Genomic DNA, 20,648 nt, shown 5'->3' on the forward strand with positions numbered 1-20,648 from the left:
GGGACACCGTTTTAAAGCAGGGGCAGAAAGGCTCTGCCCCTGTTATCAGAAGCCGAGGCTGTCCAACAGATCGTCAACCTGATCCTGGCTTGCCACCACATTGGGGGCCGCCGTATTAATCTGCGGGCCGTTCAACAGGCTGTCAGCATCTTTCTTCACACGCATGCTCTGGTCTGGAATGTTTTCCATGAGGACCGACAACAGCTGTCGCTCAATTTCCTGGATCACATCCATCATACGTTTAATCACCTGCCCGGTCAGATCCTGGAAATCCTGAGCCATCATGATTTCCATCAGCTGAGCATTGGTGAAGCCTGTATGTTCCGGTACCGCGTCGAGATAACCACGCGTATCCGAAACCAGAGAGCGGGCATCTGACAGTTCGATAGGATTCTCGAACCATTCGTCCCAGCGAACTTTCAACGCCTTCGCCCCATTCTCCATCACTGTCTGACGAGGCTGTGCAGCCTCGACGCAGTTTAAGGCACGTTCTGCCGCCTGGCCGGTCATTTGAATCACATAATCAAGGCGATCGCGGGCATCTGGGATCGCCTCTGCCGCTTCTGCGATGGCCTGATCAAGACCTAACTCACGCAGACTGTCGCGCAGCATGCGCGTCAGTGAACCAATTTTAGAGATAATGTCCTGCGCTGAAGCTGCATCAACATTTGGTTTCGGAATAGCGTTCATCTCAGCTCCTTACATACCCAGTTTTTCGAAGATCTTACCTAACTTCTCTTCCAGGGTAGCCGCTGTGAATGGTTTAACCACATAGCCGCTGGCACCCGCCTGCGCAGCCGCAATAATGTTCTCTTTCTTGGCTTCTGCCGTCACCATCAGTACGGGTAACTTACTCAGCGCACCGTCTGCACGGATGGTTTGCAACAGTTGCAAACCATCCATATTCGGCATGTTCCAGTCAGACACCACGAAGTCGAAACCGCCTGCACGCAGCTTGTTCAGCGCGTCCACACCATCCTCTGCTTCTTCAACGTTGTTGAAACCCAACTCTTTCAGCAGGTTACGGACGATACGACGCATTGTGTTGAAGTCGTCGACCACCAGAAACCGCATATTTTTATCTACCATACCTACTCCCGTAATGTGTAGCCCGCGAGGACCGCGTTAGATACGCAACGCCTGTCCGGCGCTAATTTTTGCCAGCATGTGCTGGCTGATTTGGTGAAGATCCACCACCTCACTGGCTCCCCCGAGGGCAATAGCCTCTCGTGGCATGCCAAATACGACACAGCTCGCTTCGTTCTGGGCAATGGTCCAGGCACCGGCTTTATTCATCGCCAGTAGTCCGGCAGCACCATCGTTACCCATGCCGGTCAGGATAACGCCGACGGCGTTACGACCGGCAAACTGCGCCACTGAGTTAAACAACACATCGACCGACGGTTTGTGACGATTAACCGGCGGTCCATCATTCAGTTTGACCTGATAGTTCGCGCCGCTGCGCGTCAGTTCCATATGCATCGCTCCCGGTGCGATGTAAGCATGTCCGGGCAGGATGCGCTCACCGTCTTCCGCTTCTTTCACCGTAATCTGGCACAGCTTGTTCAGACGTTCGGCAAACGATTTGGTGAATCCCGGTGGCATATGCTGCGTAATCAACAGCGCCGGGCTGGTCGCCGGCAACGGTTGCAGCACATGTCGAATCGCTTCGGTTCCGCCGGTAGAGGCACCAATGGCAATCAGTTTTTCACTGCTCAGCAACGGTCCGGCTTTCAGCATCACCGGGGCCGGCTGTGGCCCACGCGTATGCAGACGAGCACGGGAAGCGGCGCGTACCTTGTCAGCAATCATCTGACTGTAGGCCAGCATCCCTTCGCGAATACCCAACGAGGGTTTAGTCACAAAGTCGACAGCCCCCAGTTCCAGCGCCCGTAGCGTAATTTCAGAGCCTTTCCCGGTCAGTGAGGAAACCATCACCACCGGCATCGGGCGCAGACGCATCAGCTTTTCCAGAAAATCGAGGCCATCCATGCGCGGCATCTCGACATCCAGCGTCAACACATCCGGGTTAAACTGTTTAATTAAATCCCGCGCGACCAATGGGTCCGGCGCCGAGGCCACCATCTCCATATCGGAATGACTGTTGATAATTTCGGTCATCAACTGGCGCATTAACGCTGAATCATCAACGCATAAAACTCTGATTTTACTCATTATCTTTCCTTAGTCAGTCCATAGACCGTCTGGCCACGCAGATAAAATTCTTTGCTAATCTGGCTGAAGTTTTCTGAGTGACCGGCAAACAGTAAGCCGCCAGGTTTCAGTAACGGAACAAAGCGTCGTAAAATCTTCTCCTGCGTTTCTTTATCGAAGTAGATCATCACGTTACGGCAAAAAATCACATCAAACTGTCCCGGTAACGCCCAGTCGTTGGCCAGCAGATTAAGCTGGGCAAAGGTGACCATATTGGCCAGCTCCGGGCGCGCACGCACCATGCCCTCATGAGGACCGGTGCCACGCAGGAAATAGCGTTGCAGCTGCTGAGGCGAAAGCGTACGCAGCTCTTCCTGGCGGTACACACCCGCCAGCGCTTTTTCCAGCACCTGCGTATCAATGTCGCTGGCGTGGATCTGGAATTTACCCGGACCGGTACCCAGCGTTTCGGCCAGCGTCATGGCGATTGAGTAAGGCTCTTCCCCTGTCGAGGCGGCCGCACACCATACGCTGTAATTGCCAGTACGGCGTTTCGCATGCTCTGCCAGGATCGGAAAGTGATGCGCCTCGCGGAAAAAGGCGGTCAGGTTAGTGGTCAGGGCATTCACAAACGCCTGCCATTCAGCGCTGTTAGGATCATTTTCCAGCAACGCCATATAACGACCAAAATCATCGATATTCAGCGTGCGCAGCCTGCGGACCAGGCGGTTATAAACCATTTCCCGCTTATGATCGGCGAGCACTATGCCAGCTCGCTGATAAATCAGCTGACTGATACGCTTAAAATGCGTATCGGATAACGGCAAGCGCTGTACCATCTGCGACAGCAGCGTTGCGTTTTCCGGTGGAGCTAACAACGTCGATTTCTTCATGTAGCCATCCTGCAAAGCGCGGATAAAGATATTAATAGGGTGTCTCGTTCCCGCCAGCCTGAAGGCCTGAGGATCGCTCTTTACTCTGTACGCTCATCCAGCGCGAAACGGCTGACTGCCGCCGTCAGATATTCTGCCTGTGATTCCAGTGCGCCTGTTGCCGCTGCGCCCTCTTCGACCAGCGCGGCGTTCTGCTAGGTCACCTGGTCCATCTGGCTGACAGCCAGTGCAACCTGTTCAATACCGCGTCGCTGCTCATCGCTGGCGGCGGCGATTTCGCCCATAATCCCGTTGACCCGGTTCACCGACTGGACAATCTCATCCATCGTTTCCCCGGCGGAGGCCACCTGCTTCGCCCCCTGATCGACCCGGCTTACCGACTCTTCAATCAAGGACTTAATCTCTTTTGCAGCCTGTGCACTGCGTTGAGCCAGGTTACGCACTTCCCCCGCTACCACGGCAAAACCACGTCCCTGTTCCCCGGCTCGGGCGGCTTCTACCGCGGCGTTCAGGGCCAGGATGTTGGTCTGGAAAGCGATGCCATCAATCACGCTGGTGATATCAGCGATTTTCTTCGAACTGCCCGCAATCGCGTTCATCGTCGTGACTACATTGCCCGTCAGCGAACCGCCTTTATGGGCGGTGCCTGAGGCTTCACGGGCAAGATCTGACGCCTGACGCGCGTTATCGGCGTTAGCCGAGACCGTCGCCGTCAGCTGTTCCATACTGGCCGCCGTCTGCGCCAGCGATGCCGCCTGCTGTTCAGTGCGGGCTGACAGGTCATCGTTTCCGGCCGAAATTTCTTGAATGCCGGCCTGCATGGCACGACTACCATCGCGTACATCACGCACGGTGGACGCCAGCGCCTGCTGCATATGCTGGAGGCTGGTAAAGAGCTGGCCCAGCTCATTGCTACCGCCGGTCTCCACTTTTCCGTTCAGATCGCCTGAAGCGATACGTTCAAAATGGCTACGCATGCGGGCCAGGGGGGCAATCAGCCCCTGCTTCGCCCACCACAGTCCGGCCAGCGTCACCAGCAGTGACAGCGCGACCGCGACCACGAAAATCACCTTCGACTGTGAGTAGAAGCCTTTACTGGCGTCCCCTGCATGGTCACGCAACGCATCAATATGTTTCATCCAGAGGCTGTACTGCACCTGGAATTTATCCTGTTTACCCTGAGTGGGTGAATCGAGAAACGCCTGCAATTGATTGTTTTGCAGGTAAGCGATCAACTGCGCCAGCTCGCTGTAATAAACGTCATAGGTGGCAACGATCTCTTTTTCTAACGCCTGCCCTTCCGGTGTCACGGCGGGGATGGCTTTGAATGTTTTAAACGCTTTGTCGGCCAGATCGAGGTCGCTTTGCGCTTTGGTCATCAGGCTGACGACCTGTTCGCGGGGCAGATTAAGTGCTGCACGCGTTCCTGCACGGCTTAATGTCACCCGGGCACTGAGCAGTGCCGCCCAGCTTTCACCCAGCGCATCACGCTGGTCACCGCTAATCTCGACCTGATGAATGTTGTTTGCATCCAGACGAAACGAGTTGAAGGACAACCCACTGGCAATAATTTGCATCAGGCAAAAAAGTCCGAGCAGAGCGATAATCGTGCCAGAAATACGTAAACGACTTAACATTGCACACTCCCCGGGAAGGTCACCTGATACAGGCAACAAAAAAATCTTTTTATCGGGCCGCCCGTTTAACGGGCTGGCCCTTTATCACATCACTTCATGTAAACGGCTTAAAAGGTTTCCCAGTTATCGTCTGAGTTGCCCGGCGGCAGCGCTTTACGCGCGGCTGGCGGCGGTGTCAGCAGAGGAGAAACCTTGCCCCTGTTGTTATTAACGGCCGCGATGACATTTTCTTTACGGATTCGGAACACAGCAACGGCCTGAGTCAGACGACTTGCCTGATCTTCGAGCGATGCAGCGGCAGAAGCAGACTGTTCTACCAGTGCAGCATTCTGCTGGGTGACACGGTCCATTTCGTTCACGGCGGTGCCCACCTGGTCAATACCACGGCTCTGCTCGTCGCTCGCGGAGGCGATCTCCCCCATGATATCGGTCACGCGGGTCACCGCGCTGACGATATCATTCATGGTTTCCCCGGCGCTTTCTACCAGCACAGAGCCGGTATCCACACGGGCGACAGAGTCCTCAATCAACCCTTTAATTTCTTTCGCTGCCTGCGCACTGCGCTGGGCCAGGTTACGCACTTCACCCGCTACCACGGCAAAACCACGCCCCTGTTCACCGGCGCGTGCGGCTTCCACTGCGGCGTTCAGTGCCAGGATATTGGTCTGGAAGGCAATACCGTCAATCACGCTGATAATGTCGGCAATCTTCTTCGAACTGCCGGCGATGTCGTTCATGGTTTTCACCACACCATCCACCACCTTGCCGCCCTTCTGCGCGGTTTCTGACGCGCTGAGCGCCAGTTGCGATGCCTGACGGGCATTCTCGGCGTTCTGTTTCACCGTTGACGTTAACTGCTCCATACTGGCCGCGGTTTCCTGCAACGCGGAGGCCTGCTCTTCGGTACGCGAGGAGAGGTCATTATTCCCCGCCGCGATTTCGCTGGCCCCGGTGTAGATAGCATCTGAGCCATCACGCACAACGCTCACGGTCTTGATCAGTTCCTGCTGCATATGCTGGAGGCTGATCGCCAGTTGTGCCATTTCATTACGCCCTTCCACATCGATTTGCTGCGTCAGATCGCCGCTGGCAATATGACGAATATGGTCGATGCTGGATTTCAGCGGACGTAACAGGATCTGATGAATACCTGTCCAGACGGTCGCGATGATCACCACAGAGATGAGCAAAATCGCCAGCAACACCCAGATAGCGCGCTGATAGGCACTCTCATTCTGTGCCGAACCCGCTGCGAGCATTGAGTCGGTATGGGCTAACCAGACGTCATAGGCTTTTTCGAAACCGTTCTGGAAACCGGTGGTGGGCTGGTCAACGAAACCTTTAAAGTCTCCGCTGGTCAGCATCTGGATCAGCTCGACTAACGCGCCGTGCAGGATCTTGTAGTTCTCGTTCACACCTTGCACATGCGGCAGGTTGAGCACATCCGGTGGCAGCTCTTTGTTATATTCACTGAACTGCTGTTCTGCGGTTGCCAGCTGCGTTTTTGCCAGCGCGACGAGGTCAGTGACGGTGGAACCGCTGCCCTGCCCTTTATCGTCCAGCAAATAGCGCGTTGCTGCGCGATTGAGTGTATTACGTGTTTGTACCAGCGCTATCCATGCAGAGGTGAGATTGGCCTGTTCCCGGCGAATCTGTTGTGTCAGGCTGAAGTTTTCTTTATCCCCTTTCAGAGACTGGAAAAATAAGCCACCAGAAATCAACTGCAATGAACCAAAAATGACCAGGACCAACACCAGGCTGGTCACGACTTTCATACGCTTAAACATACCTTTCCCCAATTGGATAGCTACTGCTGAGAGATTTATCGGCAATTACACGGGGATCTTTATCAGCGAATGCAGATAAACGGGGAAAGAAGCGGGCGGGTCATGACCCGCCCCTACAAAATGTACGGGTCGGGCATGCCCGACCCGTATTAACAACGGTCATCAATCGGGTATGCCCGACCTGCTGTTCAGGTTGATCAGATTATCAGAAGGTTTCCCAGTGACTGTCGCCGGAAGAAGGCGCGGTCAGCTTAGGCTGTTTTGCTGTAGCGGTCAGCGCTGGCCGTTTCAGCACCACGGAGGGTGCACTGCTCTGACGGCTGATGCGGAACACCGCCACCGCCTGCGTCAGACGGCTTGCCTGATCCTCCAGTGACGCAGCCGCCGATGCAGACTGCTCCACCAGCGCCGCGTTCTGCTGGGTAACGCGGTCCATTTCGTTCACGGCGGTGCCGACCTGGTCAATGCCCCGGCTCTGCTCGTCGCTCGCGGAGGCGATTTCACCCATGATATCGGTCACGCGGGTCACCGCGCTGACGATGTCATTCATGGTTTCCCCGGCGCTTTCTACCAGCACAGAGCCGGTATCCACACGGGACACCGAATCCTCAATCAGCCCTTTAATTTCTTTCGCTGCCTGCGCACTGCGCTGCGCCAGGTTACGCACTTCCCCGGCCACCACGGCAAAACCACGCCCCTGTTCACCAGCACGCGCCGCTTCCACTGCCGCATTCAGTGCCAGAATATTGGTCTGGAAGGCAATACCGTCAATCACGCTGATAATGTCGGCAATCTTCTTCGAACTGCCGGCGATGTCATTCATGGTTTTCACCACGCCATCCACCACTTTGCCACCCTTCTGCGCGGTTTCTGACGCGCTGAGTGCCAGCTGAGAGGCCTGACGGGCGTTTTCGGCGTTCTGTTTCACCGTTGACGTTAACTGCTCCATACTGGCCGCGGTTTCCTGCAATGCCGAAGCCTGCTGCTCAGTACGGGATGAGAGGTCGTTGTTACCGGCAGCGATTTCGCTGGCCCCGGTGTAGATGGCATCCGATCCGTCGCGCACCACGCTGACGGTTTTGACCAGCTCGTCCTGCATATGTTGCAGGCTGGAAGCCAGCTGCGCCATTTCGTTACGCCCTTCCACCGCGATCGGACGTGTCAAATCACCACTGGCGATACGACGAATATGGTCAATGCTGGTCTGTAGCGGACGCAACAAAATATGGCGGATACCGGTCCAGACGCTGAAAATGATCAGCAGGGAGAGGATCAGCACACTGCCGAGGACCCACACCGCCTGACCGTATGCGCGCAGATTTTCATCTGCCCCGGCTGCCGCCTGTGCATCATTTTTCGTCAGCCACGTGTTATAGGCATGAGCGAATCCGTCCTGATAACCCTGGGTTGGCTGGTCGAAGAATTCGTTAATTTTTCCGGCATTCATCAACTGGATGAGTTCGCTCAGTGCGTCATGCAAAATCTGATAATTCTGCTGAATGGCCTGCACGTTCTCGGCGGTTTTCCCTTCTTCTGACAGGCGGGAGTTCCACAGCGCATAGTTCTGTTCAGCAAGGGTTAACTGCCCCTGCGCATCGGCCAGCAGCTGTTTAACGCCATCGCTGATGCCTTCACGGTTAGCATCCAGCGTGTAACGGATACCCGAACGATTGAGGGTGTTACGCGCCTGAATCAGCGCGATCCAGGACTGGTTGAGGGCAGACTGTTGCAGACGAAGCTGTTGGGAGACGGCGAAGTTATCCTTATCGCCTTTGAGAGCCTGGAAGAACAAACCGCCAGTGATTAACTGCAATGAACCAAAAAACACCAGAACCAGAATCAGGCTGGTGACGACCTTCATACGCTTAAACATAATGTTCCTTATTAGCCAGTTGACGCTGCTGTTATCGGCAGGGGCATTCAGATCTTTATGTTGCAAAGACATCAGAAAACCAGTCAGTCATATGGCTGTCGAGTTAATCATCACGATGAAACGTTTTATTATCGTTGCGGAGATAAACTATTAACATGTTTGGCGATTTGCATGACGGGCGCTGCAAAAAGAGGATCGCCCCCTGGGGAGGCTGAAATGGGTAAGGTCAGGAGGTATTGTCATGAGGGGGAGTGGCCGACCCTCTGTTTCGGTCGGCCAGCACGGGGCAATCGAAAAATCACCCCGGTAAAATCAGAACGTTTCCCAGTTTGAATCAGACACAGGTGCGGCTACGGCAGGTGCCTTGCGCGCTGGAGTGCCCTTCAATGCCGGTCGCTTCAACGGTGCCGGTGCCACACTGCCCTGACGGGCAATACGGAACACGGCAACAGCCTGCGTCAGACGGCTGGCCTGATCTTCCAGTGAGGCCGCCGCCGAAGCAGACTCTTCCACCAGTGCGGCGTTCTGCTGCGTCACACGATCCATCTCTGTCACTGCCGTGCCGACCTGATCAATACCGCGACTCTGTTCATCACTGGCTGAGGCAATCTCACCCATAATGTCAGTCACACGGCTCACTGCATTGACGATATCCGTCATGGTTTCCCCGGCGGTACCCACCAGCGCAGAGCCGCTGTCCACCCGAGAAACAGAATCTTCAATCAGCCCTTTAATTTCTTTCGCTGCCTGCGCACTGCGCTGGGCCAGATTACGCACTTCTCCTGCCACCACGGCAAAACCACGGCCCTGTTCACCGGCACGTGCCGCTTCCACTGCCGCGTTCAGTGCAAGGATATTGGTCTGGAAGGCAATACCGTCAATCACGCTGATAATGTCGGCAATCTTCTTCGAACTGCCGGCGATGTCATTCATGGTTTTCACCACGCCGTCCACCACTTTACCGCCCTTCTGCGCGGTTTCTGATGCGCTGAGCGCCAGCTGAGAGGCCTGACGGGCGTTCTCGGCATTCTGTTTCACGGTCGCCGTCAACTGCTCCATGCTGGCCGCCGTTTCCTGCAACGCGGAGGCCTGCTGCTCAGTGCGCGATGACAGGTCATTGTTTCCGGCAGCGATTTCGCTGGCACCGGTGTAAATAGCATCAGAACCGTCACGCACCACGCTGACCGTTTTCACCAGCGACTGCTGCATATCATGCAGACTGGACGCCAGCTGGGCCATCTCATTGCGCCCTTCTGACACAATTTTCTGCGTCAGATCGCCCGATGCGATACTGCGGATGTGGGCAATCGTCGCCTGCAACGGACGAATCAAAATATTACGCAGACCAAACCAGCACAGCACAATCAGTGCGATCACCAGCGCCATCACGGCGGCGATGGTCCACAGCATATGCTCATAGGCTTCCTGGTTCTGCACGGCACCCTGTGCGCTCAGCTGGTTCTGCACCTTACGCCATTCGGTATATACCGCCTGCATGGCAATCTGCTTCTTTTCAATGTTCTGTTTGAACATCGCATCCAGCTGTTTGTTTTCCATCTGCTGCGTCATCGCGACAAGCGCAGTGACGTAATCGCTGTAGCGCTGCTTAAGACGTTCGGTCAGATCAACATCCACACCTGGTGTTGCGGGCGTCGCCAGGAAGGCATCATAAGATTGTTGTGCGGTAACCAGCTGCTGTTTTGCCTGCGCACTGAGCGTAGACAGAGAGGCGCTGCTGCCGCTGTTCGCCGCTTCACTCTGAATGCGCAACATCCCGCGGTTCAGGGTGATACGTGTCTGGTTTAGCGTGACCCACGCATCGGTAAATAATGAGACGTTATCATTCGCCGTTTGAGAAACCGCAAAACTATTTTTGTCGTGTGTGAGCGCGTTGATAAACAAGCCGCCCGCCGCCAGTTGTAAAAAACCGAAGATAAATAGCACCAGAATCAGGCTGGTGACGACTTTAATACGCGTGAACATAAGTGAACCCTTGGTGAAATAAATGGAATAACAGTGGATGTATCGGTTACCAGGCGGGGATCTTTATGTTGCTGGGAGTTTAGTAACTAAAAGAGGCGAATCACCGATTCGCCTCTTTTTATAACACGCGGAAAAACACGCTATTACGCGCTACGCAGCGTATCCATCAGCGCCATCTCTTCACTGCTTAACAGCTTCTCGATGTCGACCAGAATCAGCATACGCTCACCCAGTGCACCCAGACCTGTCAGATACTCTGTCGACATGGTGACCGCGAATTCCGGGGAAGGACGAATTTGGTCCTGCGTCAGAGACAGCACGTCAGACACGCCGTCAACGACGATACCCACCACGCGCTGTTCCAGATTCAGAACGATCACCACGGTATTGTCGTTGTACTCGACATCGGGCTGCGCGAACTTGATGCGCAGATCGATAATCGGAACAATAACGCCACGCAGGTTAGTCACACCTTTAATAAACGCCGGGGTGTTGGCGATACGCGTCACCTGGTCGTACCCACGGATTTCCTGAACTTTCAGGATATCAATTCCGTACTCTTCGTCACCCAGCGTAAACACCAGGAACTCCTGACCCACGGTTTCGCCGGCGAGTTTAGTGACAGTGGCCATTCCAGTCATAATTCTACCCTTAATCAGTTATTGTCAGGCTGCGGCTCCCGCCACACGCTTTTCACGGTTCAGAGACTGCAGTGCTGAGACATCGACGATCAGCGCTACACTGCCATCGCCAAGGATGGTGGCAGCAGAGATGCCCGGCACTTTGCGATAGTTGCTTTCCAGGTTTTTCACTACCACCTGGTGCTGACCAATCAGTTGATCAACCAGCAGCGCGTAACGTTTTCCGGCGCTTTGCAGGATGACAACAATCCCCTGCGTGGCTTCGGTTTTGGCCCCCTGGACCTCAAAGACGTTCCACAGCTCAACCAGTGGCAGATACTCGCCACGCACTTCCAGCACGCGTTCGCCGCCTGCCAGTGCTTTCAGGTCGTCTGCCAGCGGTTGCAGTGATTCCATGACCGCATTCAGCGGCAGGATAAACACTTCGTTCGCCACGCGCACTGACATCCCATCGAGGATAGCCAGCGTCAGTGGCAGCAGGATACGGATTGTGGTGCCCTTGCCCTGTTTAGACGAAATTTCAACGTGTCCACCCATTTCCTGGATATTACGTTTCACCACGTCCATACCAACGCCACGGCCGGAAACATCCGTCACCTGCTCAGCGGTTGAGAAGCCTGGGGCGAAGATCAGCATGCCGACTTCTTCGTCGCTCATGGATTCGCTGACCGGCAGGCCAGAAGACAAGGCTTTCGCCAGAATACGTTCACGGTTGAGACCGGCACCATCATCGGTGACTTCGATGCAGATGTTGCCGCCCTGATGTTCCGCAGACAGCGTCAGGTTACCGATCGCATGTTTGCCTACCGCCTGGCGTTTGTCAGGGGTTTCGATACCGTGGTCAAGGCTGTTACGCACCAGGTGCGTTAACGGGTCAATGATACGTTCGATCAGGCTCTTATCCAGTTCGGTCGAGCTGCCCATCAGGGTCAGTTCAACTTCTTTACCCAGCTTACTGGCCAGGTCACGCACCAGGCGTGGGAAGCGGCTGAAGACGTATTCCATCGGCATCATACGAATCGACATCACCGACTCTTGCAAGTCACGGGCGTTACGTTCCAACTGCCCCATGCTGTTGAGCAGGTCGCCGTGGTTAACCGGGTCAAGTTCACCGGAGCGCTGGGCCAGCATTGACTGGGTAATCACCAGTTCGCCAACCAGGTTGATCAACTGATCGACCTTCTCTACCGCTACACGGATACTGGTGGATTCGTTAACTTTTGGATTAGCGACTTTTTTCGCCGGCTCACGCTTCAACTGCACAATGTCGCTGACACTGGCCAGTTCAGGCTCTGCAGCGACGTCAGCTTCAGCATCCGCCACGGCCTCAACCACAGGCGCTTCCGTCATGGCGCTGGCAATATCCACCACATCAGCCTGTGGGAAGTGGATCTGCGACTCGTCGATAACGAAGCACAACACGGCAACGATATCGTCTTTACCAACAGAGGAGTCGAGTGTGGCTTCCAGTGAATCATCACCTTTTACCGCATCGGAAACCGTGCCCAGGTTACCCAGCTCTTCCAGCATCAGATCGGCTTCGTTGGTTTTCAACCCGGTCAGTTTAATGCGCAGACCGCTGGCCACTACGGAAGGCGTACCGCCCGCTGCAACAGGTGCGATGTCGGTGACCGGTGCTTCGCCTTTGGCTTCCAGCGCGAGCTGACGTAAGGCCTGACAAATGTATGCAAACGTCGCGGCGTCGGGTTCCGAGGCGGTTTTATACGCATCTAGCTGTTCCTGCATAATATCTTTGGTTTCCAAAAACAGGTTGATGATATCGGTACTGAGCTGCATTTCGCCGCGGCGCGCACCGTCGAGAATATTTTCCAGAATATGCGTGGTTTCCTGTAAAACAGTGAAACCAAAAGTACCCGCCCCGCCTTTAATCGAATGGGCAGCCCGGAAGATAGCATTAAGCTGTTCCGAATCTGGTTCCTGCGGGTCAAGACCCAACAGGTGTTGTTCCATGTCCGCCAACAATTCGTCGGCTTCATCAAAGAACGTCTGGTAAAAGTCGCTGATATCCATGCTCACGGTATCACCTCGGCTGTGAGTCGCGATCGGTCTGGGTCGTCGGTGCCGGAGCAGCAGGTAACGAAGTTACCGGCGCCTGGGTACTGACAGACTCAGCCTGTGGGTGTTGAGGGTCTTGGTTTTTGGTGGCTGTGGAAGGAACTTCCGGCGCCGCTATCTCTTTAAGGCTACTTGCATCGTTAATCTGCACCGCATCACTTTCGGCGTTTTCACGCTCGATCTGCGTTTCGGTGTCATGATTTAACACCAGCAGACTGATACGTCGATTCACCGAATCGTTTCCGCCGCGATTCTTTAGTTTCATGGTGTCAGACATGCCCACCACGCGCAGCATCTTGCCACCGTCCAGTCCTCCCAGTACCAGCTCACGCCGTGATGCATTGGCGCGGTCGGCAGAGAGTTCCCAGTTACTGTAGCCACGGTCGCCCCCGGCATACTGGAAATCATCGGTATGGCCCGCCAGGCTGATCCGGTTCGGAATATCATTCAGAATCGGGGCAATAGCGCGCAAAATATCGCGCATATAAGGTTCAACCTCAGCGCTACCGGTTTTAAACATGGGTCGATTCTGGCTGTCGATGATCTGAATACGCAGCCCCTCTTCCACCATGTTAATAATCAGGTGCGGACGCAGAGCACGCAGTCGCGGGTCAGCTTCAATCAGCTGGTCCAGCTTCTCCCGCAGGCGGTTCAGACGAATCTCTTCCAGCTTGCGTTTCTGCGCATCCATATCCACCACTTTATGGACTTCACCGATTTTTTCCGTCGGGTCCTGGCCACCGCCAGGAATCGGGCTTGAGCTATCGCTGCTGCGCTGCCCGCCGGTTAACGCCACTTTCAGCGGCGTTTTAAAGTAATCGGCAATCTGAATCAATTGTTGAGGACTCGAGATTGAAATCAGCCACATCACCATAAAAAAGGCCATCATTGCCGTCATAAAGTCGGCGTAGGCGATTTTCCATGAACCGTGCGAGCCGGCATGCTTATTCGACTTTTTCCGCTTTACCAGCACAATGGGGTGATTGTTATGCTTCATGCGTCTTGGTCCGAAGTCTGCTTATTGGATTTAGCATTACGCACATGCTCTTCCAGCTCGGTAAACGACGGTCGGTCGGTTGAGTACAACGTCTTACGACCAAACTCCACCGCAATCTGCGGGGCATAACCGTTGAGGCTGGAAAGCAGCGTGACTTTAATGCACTGCATCATCTTGGTGTTCTCTGCACACTTCTGGCGTAATACACCCGCCAGTGGAGAGATAAAACCGTACGCTAACAAAATACCGAGGAAGGTTCCCACCATCGCGTTGGCGATCAGCGCACCCAGTTCCGCCGCAGGTCGGTCTGCAGAAGCCAGGGTATGAATAACCCCCATTACCGCTGCAACGATACCGAATGCCGGAAGTGAGTCACCCATCGTCGCCAGTGCCGTTGCCGGGACATCACACTCGTGTTCGTAGGTTTCAATCTCTTCGTCCATCAACGCTTCGATCTCAAAGGCATTCATATTGCCGCTGACCATCAGGCGTAAATAGTCGGTAATAAAATCCACTAATCTTTTATCGGCAAGAATGCGCGGGTAATTAGCAAAAATCTCACTTTCCTGCGGATTTTCGATATCGCGCTCCAGCGACAGCATCCCCTGCTGGCGCGATTTAGCCATCAGGCGATACAGCAGCGCCATCAAATCCATATAAACGGCTTTATTGTATTTCGCGCCACGCATCAGCAACGGTAGCGATTTCAATGTCGCTTTAATCGCCTTACCGTTGTTACCAACGATAAACGCACCGACACCGGAACCGACAATAATCAGCACTTCTGAGGGTTGGTATAATGCGCCAAGATGGCCGCCAACCATTGCGAAGCCGCCTAACACCGACCCGAGGACAAGGATGTAACCCAATATAATCAGCACAAATAATCCTTACGCTGCAAACGTGTGGGTGGAAGGGAGCCAGAATAAACAGGGGGAACACCAGACGTGGGGCAAAAAAAAAGCAGCGGTCAAAGACCGCTGCTGGATTCACTCCACGTGGCGAACACTATTAAACGGCTTGTTTAACCTGTTCATCCAGCAGTTGTGAATTGTTATCGGCAACTTCTGCGATAAGTTTACGTCTTTTTACCGCTCGAGATGGCGGTTGGCACAGGCTGCAAGTGAAGCTACCCACGGGCTGATGCGCATGGTTAATAAAGCTTCCGCCGCAGCATTTGCAACCGGTTAATTCCAGCATGCCACTTTCAACAAACCGGACCAGGGTCCAGGCGCGTGTCAGCGCCAACAGCGGGCCCTCGTCCTGTTGCGGGCACTGTTCGAGATAGAGACGGTAAGCTTTGATCACCGCTTCCACACCCGTACACAACCCGCTTTTCACCATAAACTGCCAGGCATTACAAAACATGGAAGCATGGATATTCTGCTCCCAGGTCATGAACCAATCGGTAGAAAACGGCAGCATGCCTTTTGGCGGTGGGCTACCGCGCAACTCTTTATACAACTTAATTAAGCGACCGCGACTCAGCTGCGTTTCGCTTTCTAACATTTGTAAGCGTGCACCCAGAGTGATGAGTTCCATCGCCAGCTGAATATCGCGCGCTTCCTGAACAATACTTTTCTCAGCCATTAGCTCGCCACTCTCTTTTTCGGTGTCTCATCATCTTTCGAGACATCACGTAATAAACGACTAGATAACAAGATGCCTGTATGGATCTGTTGTAAGTCGTCCACGCGAGATTCCTGAGTGAGACGGCTGATTGACTTGTGATCGTTGAAACGGAACTGACACACCAATTGATTGGTTTCGGCCAGCTTAACCATTTCGGGCAATGTTAATCCTGCAAGCGCATCGGCCATTGGCTCATCGATGCCCAGACGGAACATTGCTGAAGCTTTTTCCTGGTTAATTAAACGTTGTGCGAGCAATAAATATGACAAGTTGATGTCGTAAATATGTTTGAGTAATTCTGATGTACCCATTTTTTTTCCATCCTGACTGACACTACTTTTAACGTGTGCGGCTGAGGCCGCTACCATGGTTGCTGGTTGGTAAATCTAAAGATGGCAAAAAATTTAGTGGCAAACGCCAAACGTATAAATAAGCTGTCTTGTTTTTCGGCAAACCAAGCCAGGAAATAATCATGAATTCATTTTGCCAGTGGCCTTTCCTGAGCCCTCTCTTCCCTGACCCCGTCCGTGACTTCTTGTTACATTCTTTTAAGACTATTCCGAAAACAAGGCAACTCTATCCCCTCTATTCGTGGGATACAACGAGAAGCCAGCCGAATTTTAGATAAAGTGTGACGTAGATCACATTTTTAAGGCAAATACTTCCCAAAAACCCATCAGCAATACTGTTGATTAGCTCACTAACTAACCATTTCGGTCATTTTTTGTAAATTTCACACCGTGAGTAACCATCACCAGTCCAAAAGCGGACTAATTGGTATATTAAAGCGAACCGGCTGAGACGAAGCGGCAAACACCGAGCGTTAATCTCGCAATAAATAAAATAAACAGGATTTAATGCCAGAAAAGACAGTGAGACAGCCGAGTATGGTTAGTTACTCACGGTGAATATCTGACCGCTACATGAAGTCAAAAATGTGACATAGCGCAGGTTTTTTACAGGAAGTGATAATGCTTTGTAAGCAGTCAACCCCTTACGTTCAGCCTGTGACAGCAGATGTAAACAAGCGTTACATAAGTGATATGAATGTTTTGGCGGGAGTTTTAGGAATTACCTTATGAGTATCGACAAAACAGCAACTTTCTTTAGTGAAAAGTGGATTTTTTTTAGTTTCTATGGGCCGGATGGGTGTTTTTTCCACAATTAACCGCATAAATAGCGATGTGGTGATCGGGAATGGTTAAGCGGGAGGCCATAAAATAAGGGGGCATCGCCCCCTGTTACGAACCGTTCTTATTTAGGCTGGACCGTCTTATCAGGCGAGTTTGGGAAAGGCGGCCACATTATTCTCCTTTTCCTGCACCCGCCCTTCCTGCGGCAACGCCCGCAGATCTTTCAGGTAACCCTCACGCCAGTGGGTGATGTCGTTTTGGCGCAGTACGGTCATCATATCGTTGTAGCGCGATATTCGCTCCGTCCGCGACATGGTCATCGCCTGGTTCAGTGCGGCAGCAACCTCGTCCCGATCGTAAGGATTGACGATCAGGGCTGAGGTGAGTTCATTGGCCGCCCCGGCGAAGCGTGACAGCACCAGCACACCGGGATCATCCGGGTCCTGTGCTGCCACATACTCTTTCGCCACCAGATTCATGCCGTCACGCAACGGCGTCACCAGGCCGATATCCGTCAGACGGAATATCTTCATCAGCAGGCGGCGGTCAAAATGCTGGTTCAGGTAGTAGAGTGGCGTCCAGCCCAGCGTGCCGTATTTCCCATTGATACGCCCTGCTTCCGTTTCCAGCTGATGCCGAATGTCCTGATAGGCCTGCACGTCACCACGCGAAGTCGGCGCAATCTGTGAGTAGCGGATTTTCCCATGATGCTCTGGGTAGTTTTCCAGCAGCGCCTCATAGGCCAGAAAACGCTCCGGCAATCCTTTCGAGTAGTCGAGCCGCTCACAGGCAATGATGTTCTGCGCATCGCCTAAATCTTTTTTCATTGCCACCATTTTCGGTGGCAGCGGGCCTTCAGCCATCTCTTTGATACTGTCTGGCTCAATCCCTATCGGATAGACCTCGGTGGAGAACCGGTTACCAAATGCACGATGCGATTTCCCCTGGGTGGACAGCGGAGTCAGCAGTGACACACACTCGAGAAACGCGATGCGATCGCTTTCTGTCTGGAAGCCCAGCAGATCGTAATCGCACATCATCTCCAGCAAATCGGCATGAGGGGGCAGCGCGTTGAAGATTTCCGGCGTTGGGAACGGGATATGCAGGAAGAAACCAATGCGGTTATTAATGCCCAGCTTACGCAGCTCAGCGGCAAACGGCAGCAGATGGTAATCATGGATCCACAGCACATCGTCTTCTTTTAATAGTGGCTTTAAACGTTCAGCCAGTTGGGTATTCACGCGACGATAACCCTCCCACGCTTCGCGCTGGAAATTCACCAGGTCGAGGCGGTAATGAAAGGCAGGCCACAGTACAGCATTCGAGAACTGGAGGTAATAAAGGTCATAATCGTTCTGGTTCAGGCCAAAGGAGGCATAAGTGATGCCATCCTGCTCAAGCATATTGAGCTCGTCATCATCCTCACCGATTTCATTAATCTCTCCATTCCAGCCGTACCAGACGCCTCCTGTGGTTTTCAGCGCATCGACAATCCCGACGGTGAGCCCCCCTGCACTGGCCTTACTACCATCGGGGATGGCAATTCGGTTAGATACAACAACTAAGCGACTCATAACCTTAACTCCTTTCTGACGTTAAAACGTCTTCATCTAATTTTAATCGTGCCTGTTCCAGCCAGACATAAACGGCAGCAACATCACTGAGATGTCCCCGCGCGTTGCTGGGGCCGGCACCGACTTTAATGGAAATGCCGTCCAGGGCATTGACCGTGGTAAACCCTGCCTCATCGGTCAAATCATCTCCGATAAACACCGGGACACGCCCGGCAAACGGAGGCTGCTGCATAAAATCATCAATGGCGGCGCCTTTATTGACGCCCCGGGGTTTCAGCTCCACCACACACTTGCCGGGTTGCTGCACCAGTTCCGGGAAACGCGCAACACAGGCTTGCGCCAGCTGTTCCACCGCCTGCTGATGCTCTGGTGCCTGACGATAGTGCAGGGCAAACGCCATGCCTTTACTTTCCAGTGTAGTGCCTGGCAGGGCGGCGAGCGCCGAGGTCAGTTCACGATTGAGCGTTCTGACGGTGTCGGGGTCAAGAGCGATGCGCGTAATATGCCCTTCGCCGTCACGTCGTTCCGCACCATGTACGCCAGCCATCGGCAACACGAGCGGAGACGCCAGCGCATCCAGTTGATCAATTGGCCGACCGGAGATCAGTGCCACGGCCCCCTCGCAGCGATGTGCCAGCCGTTTGAGGTCATCCAGCGCCTGCGCCGGAATAGAGACCTCATCGGGCCGCGGCTTAATCGCTGCCAGGGTGCCGTCCACATCAAAGAAAAAGGCGTAGCGGGTATCTGCCTGTAGTGGGGGAACGAAATCTGTTTGCGTTGTCACACATTCCTCCTGAGTTAGGGTTTCAGAAGATGCTGCTGACAATGAGGGGGACAGCGTAGCCTGACGAACGGGGTAAAAGGAACCTGTCGTCAGACGTGGTCGAGGGCAGGAAATCTCATGCGTCGGCCCTCAATGCAGACAACATCAAACTAAAGTATAGCGGGGTTTCCAGATCCCGCCAGAAATCAGGCGCTAACAGGCTGCTGCCACAGAGAATTCACATCTAACTCCGGCCAGCGGTTCACCTCTTCGGGCCCCACGATGTTATCTTCACAGTGCAGACTGGCCAGATCAATGACGTGCGGCGTCAGCCGCTTTCCGCTGTTCAGTGAGAAGAAAACGCAGACTTTGGGTTGCAGCAGCGAATGCTCTCCGGGTTCAATCACCACCCCCAGACGCCCGGACGACAGGCGCACCAGTGAGCCAACGGGATAGATGCCCACCGCTTTGACAAAGGCGTACAGCAGTTTGCGGTCGAAGTGCCCAGGCCAGTTCGCCATCTGGTGCATCGCACTGGCCGGGTTCCAGCCTGCTTTATAAGGACGTTCGGAAGTGACGGCATCGTAGACATCGCAGATGGCCGCCATACGCGATAACAACGAGATGCCATTGGCGCGCAGCCCGTGCGGATAACCGCTGCCATTCACTTTCTCATGATGATGTAATGCCACATCCTGCAAATCGTCATCGGCTCCGCTCAGACGCAGGATCTCCGCACCCGCCACCGGATGGTATTTCATGATATCGAACTCTTCATCCGTCAGCTTGCCAGGCTTATTGAGGATCGCCAGCGGTATTGCCGCTTTGCCCACATCATGCAGCAGCCCTGCCATCCCGGCGCGTTTTGCCTGCGCCTCGTTCAGTTCCAGCTGTGAGGACAGCGACAGCATCAGTGCACAGACGGCCACGGAGTGAAGATACGTGTAATCATCATGGGATTTCAGACGTACCACGCTGAGCAATGCCGCCGGATGGCGATTGAGCGATCCGGCGATATCATTCACCAGCGGTACGGTACTGTCAGCATCAATGGTTTTACCCAGCCGTGCATCGCTGAACATCGCCATCACCGGGCCTTTTGCCGCCAGACAGATTTTATTTGCCTGTGCCATTTCACTCTGCATGGTCACGACGGCATCTTCAGCAACCGGCTGCGGTTCGTAAACAGCGGGAACCTCTGCGATCGGTTGCGGCAACGGTGCCTCGTCGGCGTTTTTCACCTCAGGGCCACGACCACGGGACAGATCGATCCACACCTCACGAACATCGCTTTGCTGGATGGCATGGATGTGCACGGCGTCAGACAGCAGCATCTCATTGTGTACCAACGGGTGCTTAAGCCAGAACACATCCAGCTTGTATAAATACATCCCCGTTTGCAGTTCATTCACCGCAATACTTATGATCATCCGGCCTCCCCCTGACAATGTGAATTCCATTCCTCCATTAGTATCGGCACATGAACAAAAAAACTGCAGGGCTGG

The 20,648-nt window shown here is 53.9% G+C and carries 16 protein-coding genes and 1 pseudogene; all 17 read right to left on the reverse strand.

What is annotated here, in order from left to right:
- Positions 1-45: 45 nt before the first annotated feature.
- Positions 46-690 carry a protein phosphatase CheZ gene (gene cheZ / locus LJN55_RS13465; RefSeq protein WP_227534622.1) on the reverse strand — a complete coding sequence of 215 codons (645 nt, stop codon included), beginning with the start codon at positions 688-690 and terminating at the stop codon, positions 46-48.
- A 9-nt stretch (positions 691-699) separates the two neighbouring features.
- Positions 700-1,089 (reverse strand): chemotaxis response regulator CheY, encoded by a 390-nt coding sequence (gene cheY, locus LJN55_RS13470; protein WP_133841764.1) that lies wholly within the window; start codon positions 1,087-1,089, stop codon positions 700-702.
- A 36-nt stretch (positions 1,090-1,125) separates the two neighbouring features.
- On the reverse strand, positions 1,126-2,175 hold the full coding sequence (locus LJN55_RS13475) for a protein-glutamate methylesterase/protein-glutamine glutaminase (RefSeq protein ID WP_062746328.1): 1,050 nt from the start codon (positions 2,173-2,175) through the stop codon (positions 1,126-1,128).
- Positions 2,175-3,047 carry a protein-glutamate O-methyltransferase CheR gene (gene cheR, locus LJN55_RS13480; protein WP_133841763.1) on the reverse strand — a complete coding sequence of 291 codons (873 nt, stop codon included), beginning with the start codon at positions 3,045-3,047 and terminating at the stop codon, positions 2,175-2,177. Before cheR ends, LJN55_RS13475 begins: the two co-directional genes overlap by 1 nt.
- Positions 3,048-3,127: 80 nt before the next feature.
- Positions 3,128-4,684, reverse strand: a pseudogene (locus tag LJN55_RS13485) (methyl-accepting chemotaxis protein).
- A 107-nt stretch (positions 4,685-4,791) separates the two neighbouring features.
- On the reverse strand, positions 4,792-6,471 hold the full coding sequence (locus LJN55_RS13490; RefSeq protein WP_133841761.1) for a methyl-accepting chemotaxis protein: 1,680 nt from the start codon (positions 6,469-6,471) through the stop codon (positions 4,792-4,794).
- A gap of 205 nt (positions 6,472-6,676) precedes the next feature.
- Positions 6,677-8,344: a methyl-accepting chemotaxis protein gene (locus LJN55_RS13495; RefSeq protein WP_133842138.1), complete on the reverse strand. Its 1,668-nt coding sequence runs from the start codon at positions 8,342-8,344 to the stop codon at positions 6,677-6,679.
- Positions 8,345-8,656: 312 nt separating this feature from the next.
- On the reverse strand, positions 8,657-10,327 hold the full coding sequence (locus tag LJN55_RS13500) for a methyl-accepting chemotaxis protein (protein ID WP_133841760.1): 1,671 nt from the start codon (positions 10,325-10,327) through the stop codon (positions 8,657-8,659).
- A 143-nt stretch (positions 10,328-10,470) separates the two neighbouring features.
- Positions 10,471-10,968, reverse strand: coding sequence for a chemotaxis protein CheW (gene cheW, locus LJN55_RS13505; protein ID WP_133841759.1), 498 nt, complete (start codon positions 10,966-10,968; stop codon positions 10,471-10,473).
- 24 nt (positions 10,969-10,992) lie between these two features.
- The gene (cheA, locus tag LJN55_RS13510; protein ID WP_133842137.1) at positions 10,993-12,999 is read right to left on the reverse strand and encodes a chemotaxis protein CheA; all 2,007 of its coding nucleotides are present in this window, start codon (positions 12,997-12,999) and stop codon (positions 10,993-10,995) included.
- A 10-nt stretch (positions 13,000-13,009) separates the two neighbouring features.
- A complete protein-coding gene (gene motB, locus LJN55_RS13515) occupies positions 13,010-14,041 on the reverse strand; it encodes a flagellar motor protein MotB (RefSeq protein ID WP_133841758.1) in 1,032 nt (343 codons plus the stop codon).
- On the reverse strand, positions 14,038-14,922 hold the full coding sequence (motA, locus tag LJN55_RS13520; protein WP_133841757.1) for a flagellar motor stator protein MotA: 885 nt from the start codon (positions 14,920-14,922) through the stop codon (positions 14,038-14,040). Before motA ends, motB begins: the two co-directional genes overlap by 4 nt.
- Before the next feature lie 130 nt (positions 14,923-15,052).
- Positions 15,053-15,631 (reverse strand): flagellar transcriptional regulator FlhC, encoded by a 579-nt coding sequence (flhC, locus tag LJN55_RS13525; RefSeq protein WP_133841756.1) that lies wholly within the window; start codon positions 15,629-15,631, stop codon positions 15,053-15,055.
- Positions 15,631-15,984 (reverse strand): flagellar transcriptional regulator FlhD, encoded by a 354-nt coding sequence (gene flhD / locus LJN55_RS13530; protein WP_133841755.1) that lies wholly within the window; start codon positions 15,982-15,984, stop codon positions 15,631-15,633. The genes flhC and flhD overlap by 1 nt, the downstream gene beginning before the upstream one ends.
- A 965-nt stretch (positions 15,985-16,949) precedes the next feature.
- Positions 16,950-18,380, reverse strand: coding sequence for an alpha,alpha-trehalose-phosphate synthase (gene otsA / locus LJN55_RS13535; protein ID WP_227534623.1), 1,431 nt, complete (start codon positions 18,378-18,380; stop codon positions 16,950-16,952).
- 4 nt (positions 18,381-18,384) lie between these two features.
- A complete protein-coding gene (gene otsB, locus LJN55_RS13540) occupies positions 18,385-19,164 on the reverse strand; it encodes a trehalose-phosphatase (protein ID WP_227534624.1) in 780 nt (259 codons plus the stop codon).
- A 185-nt stretch (positions 19,165-19,349) separates the two neighbouring features.
- Entirely contained in the window at positions 19,350-20,573 is a 1,224-nt protein-coding gene (locus LJN55_RS13545) for an HD-GYP domain-containing protein (RefSeq protein ID WP_227534625.1), read from the reverse strand.
- Between the last annotated feature and the right edge of the window lie 75 nt (positions 20,574-20,648).

It is taken from the genome of Erwinia rhapontici (genome assembly GCF_020683125.1).
Lineage (GTDB): Bacteria > Pseudomonadota > Gammaproteobacteria > Enterobacterales > Enterobacteriaceae > Erwinia > Erwinia rhapontici.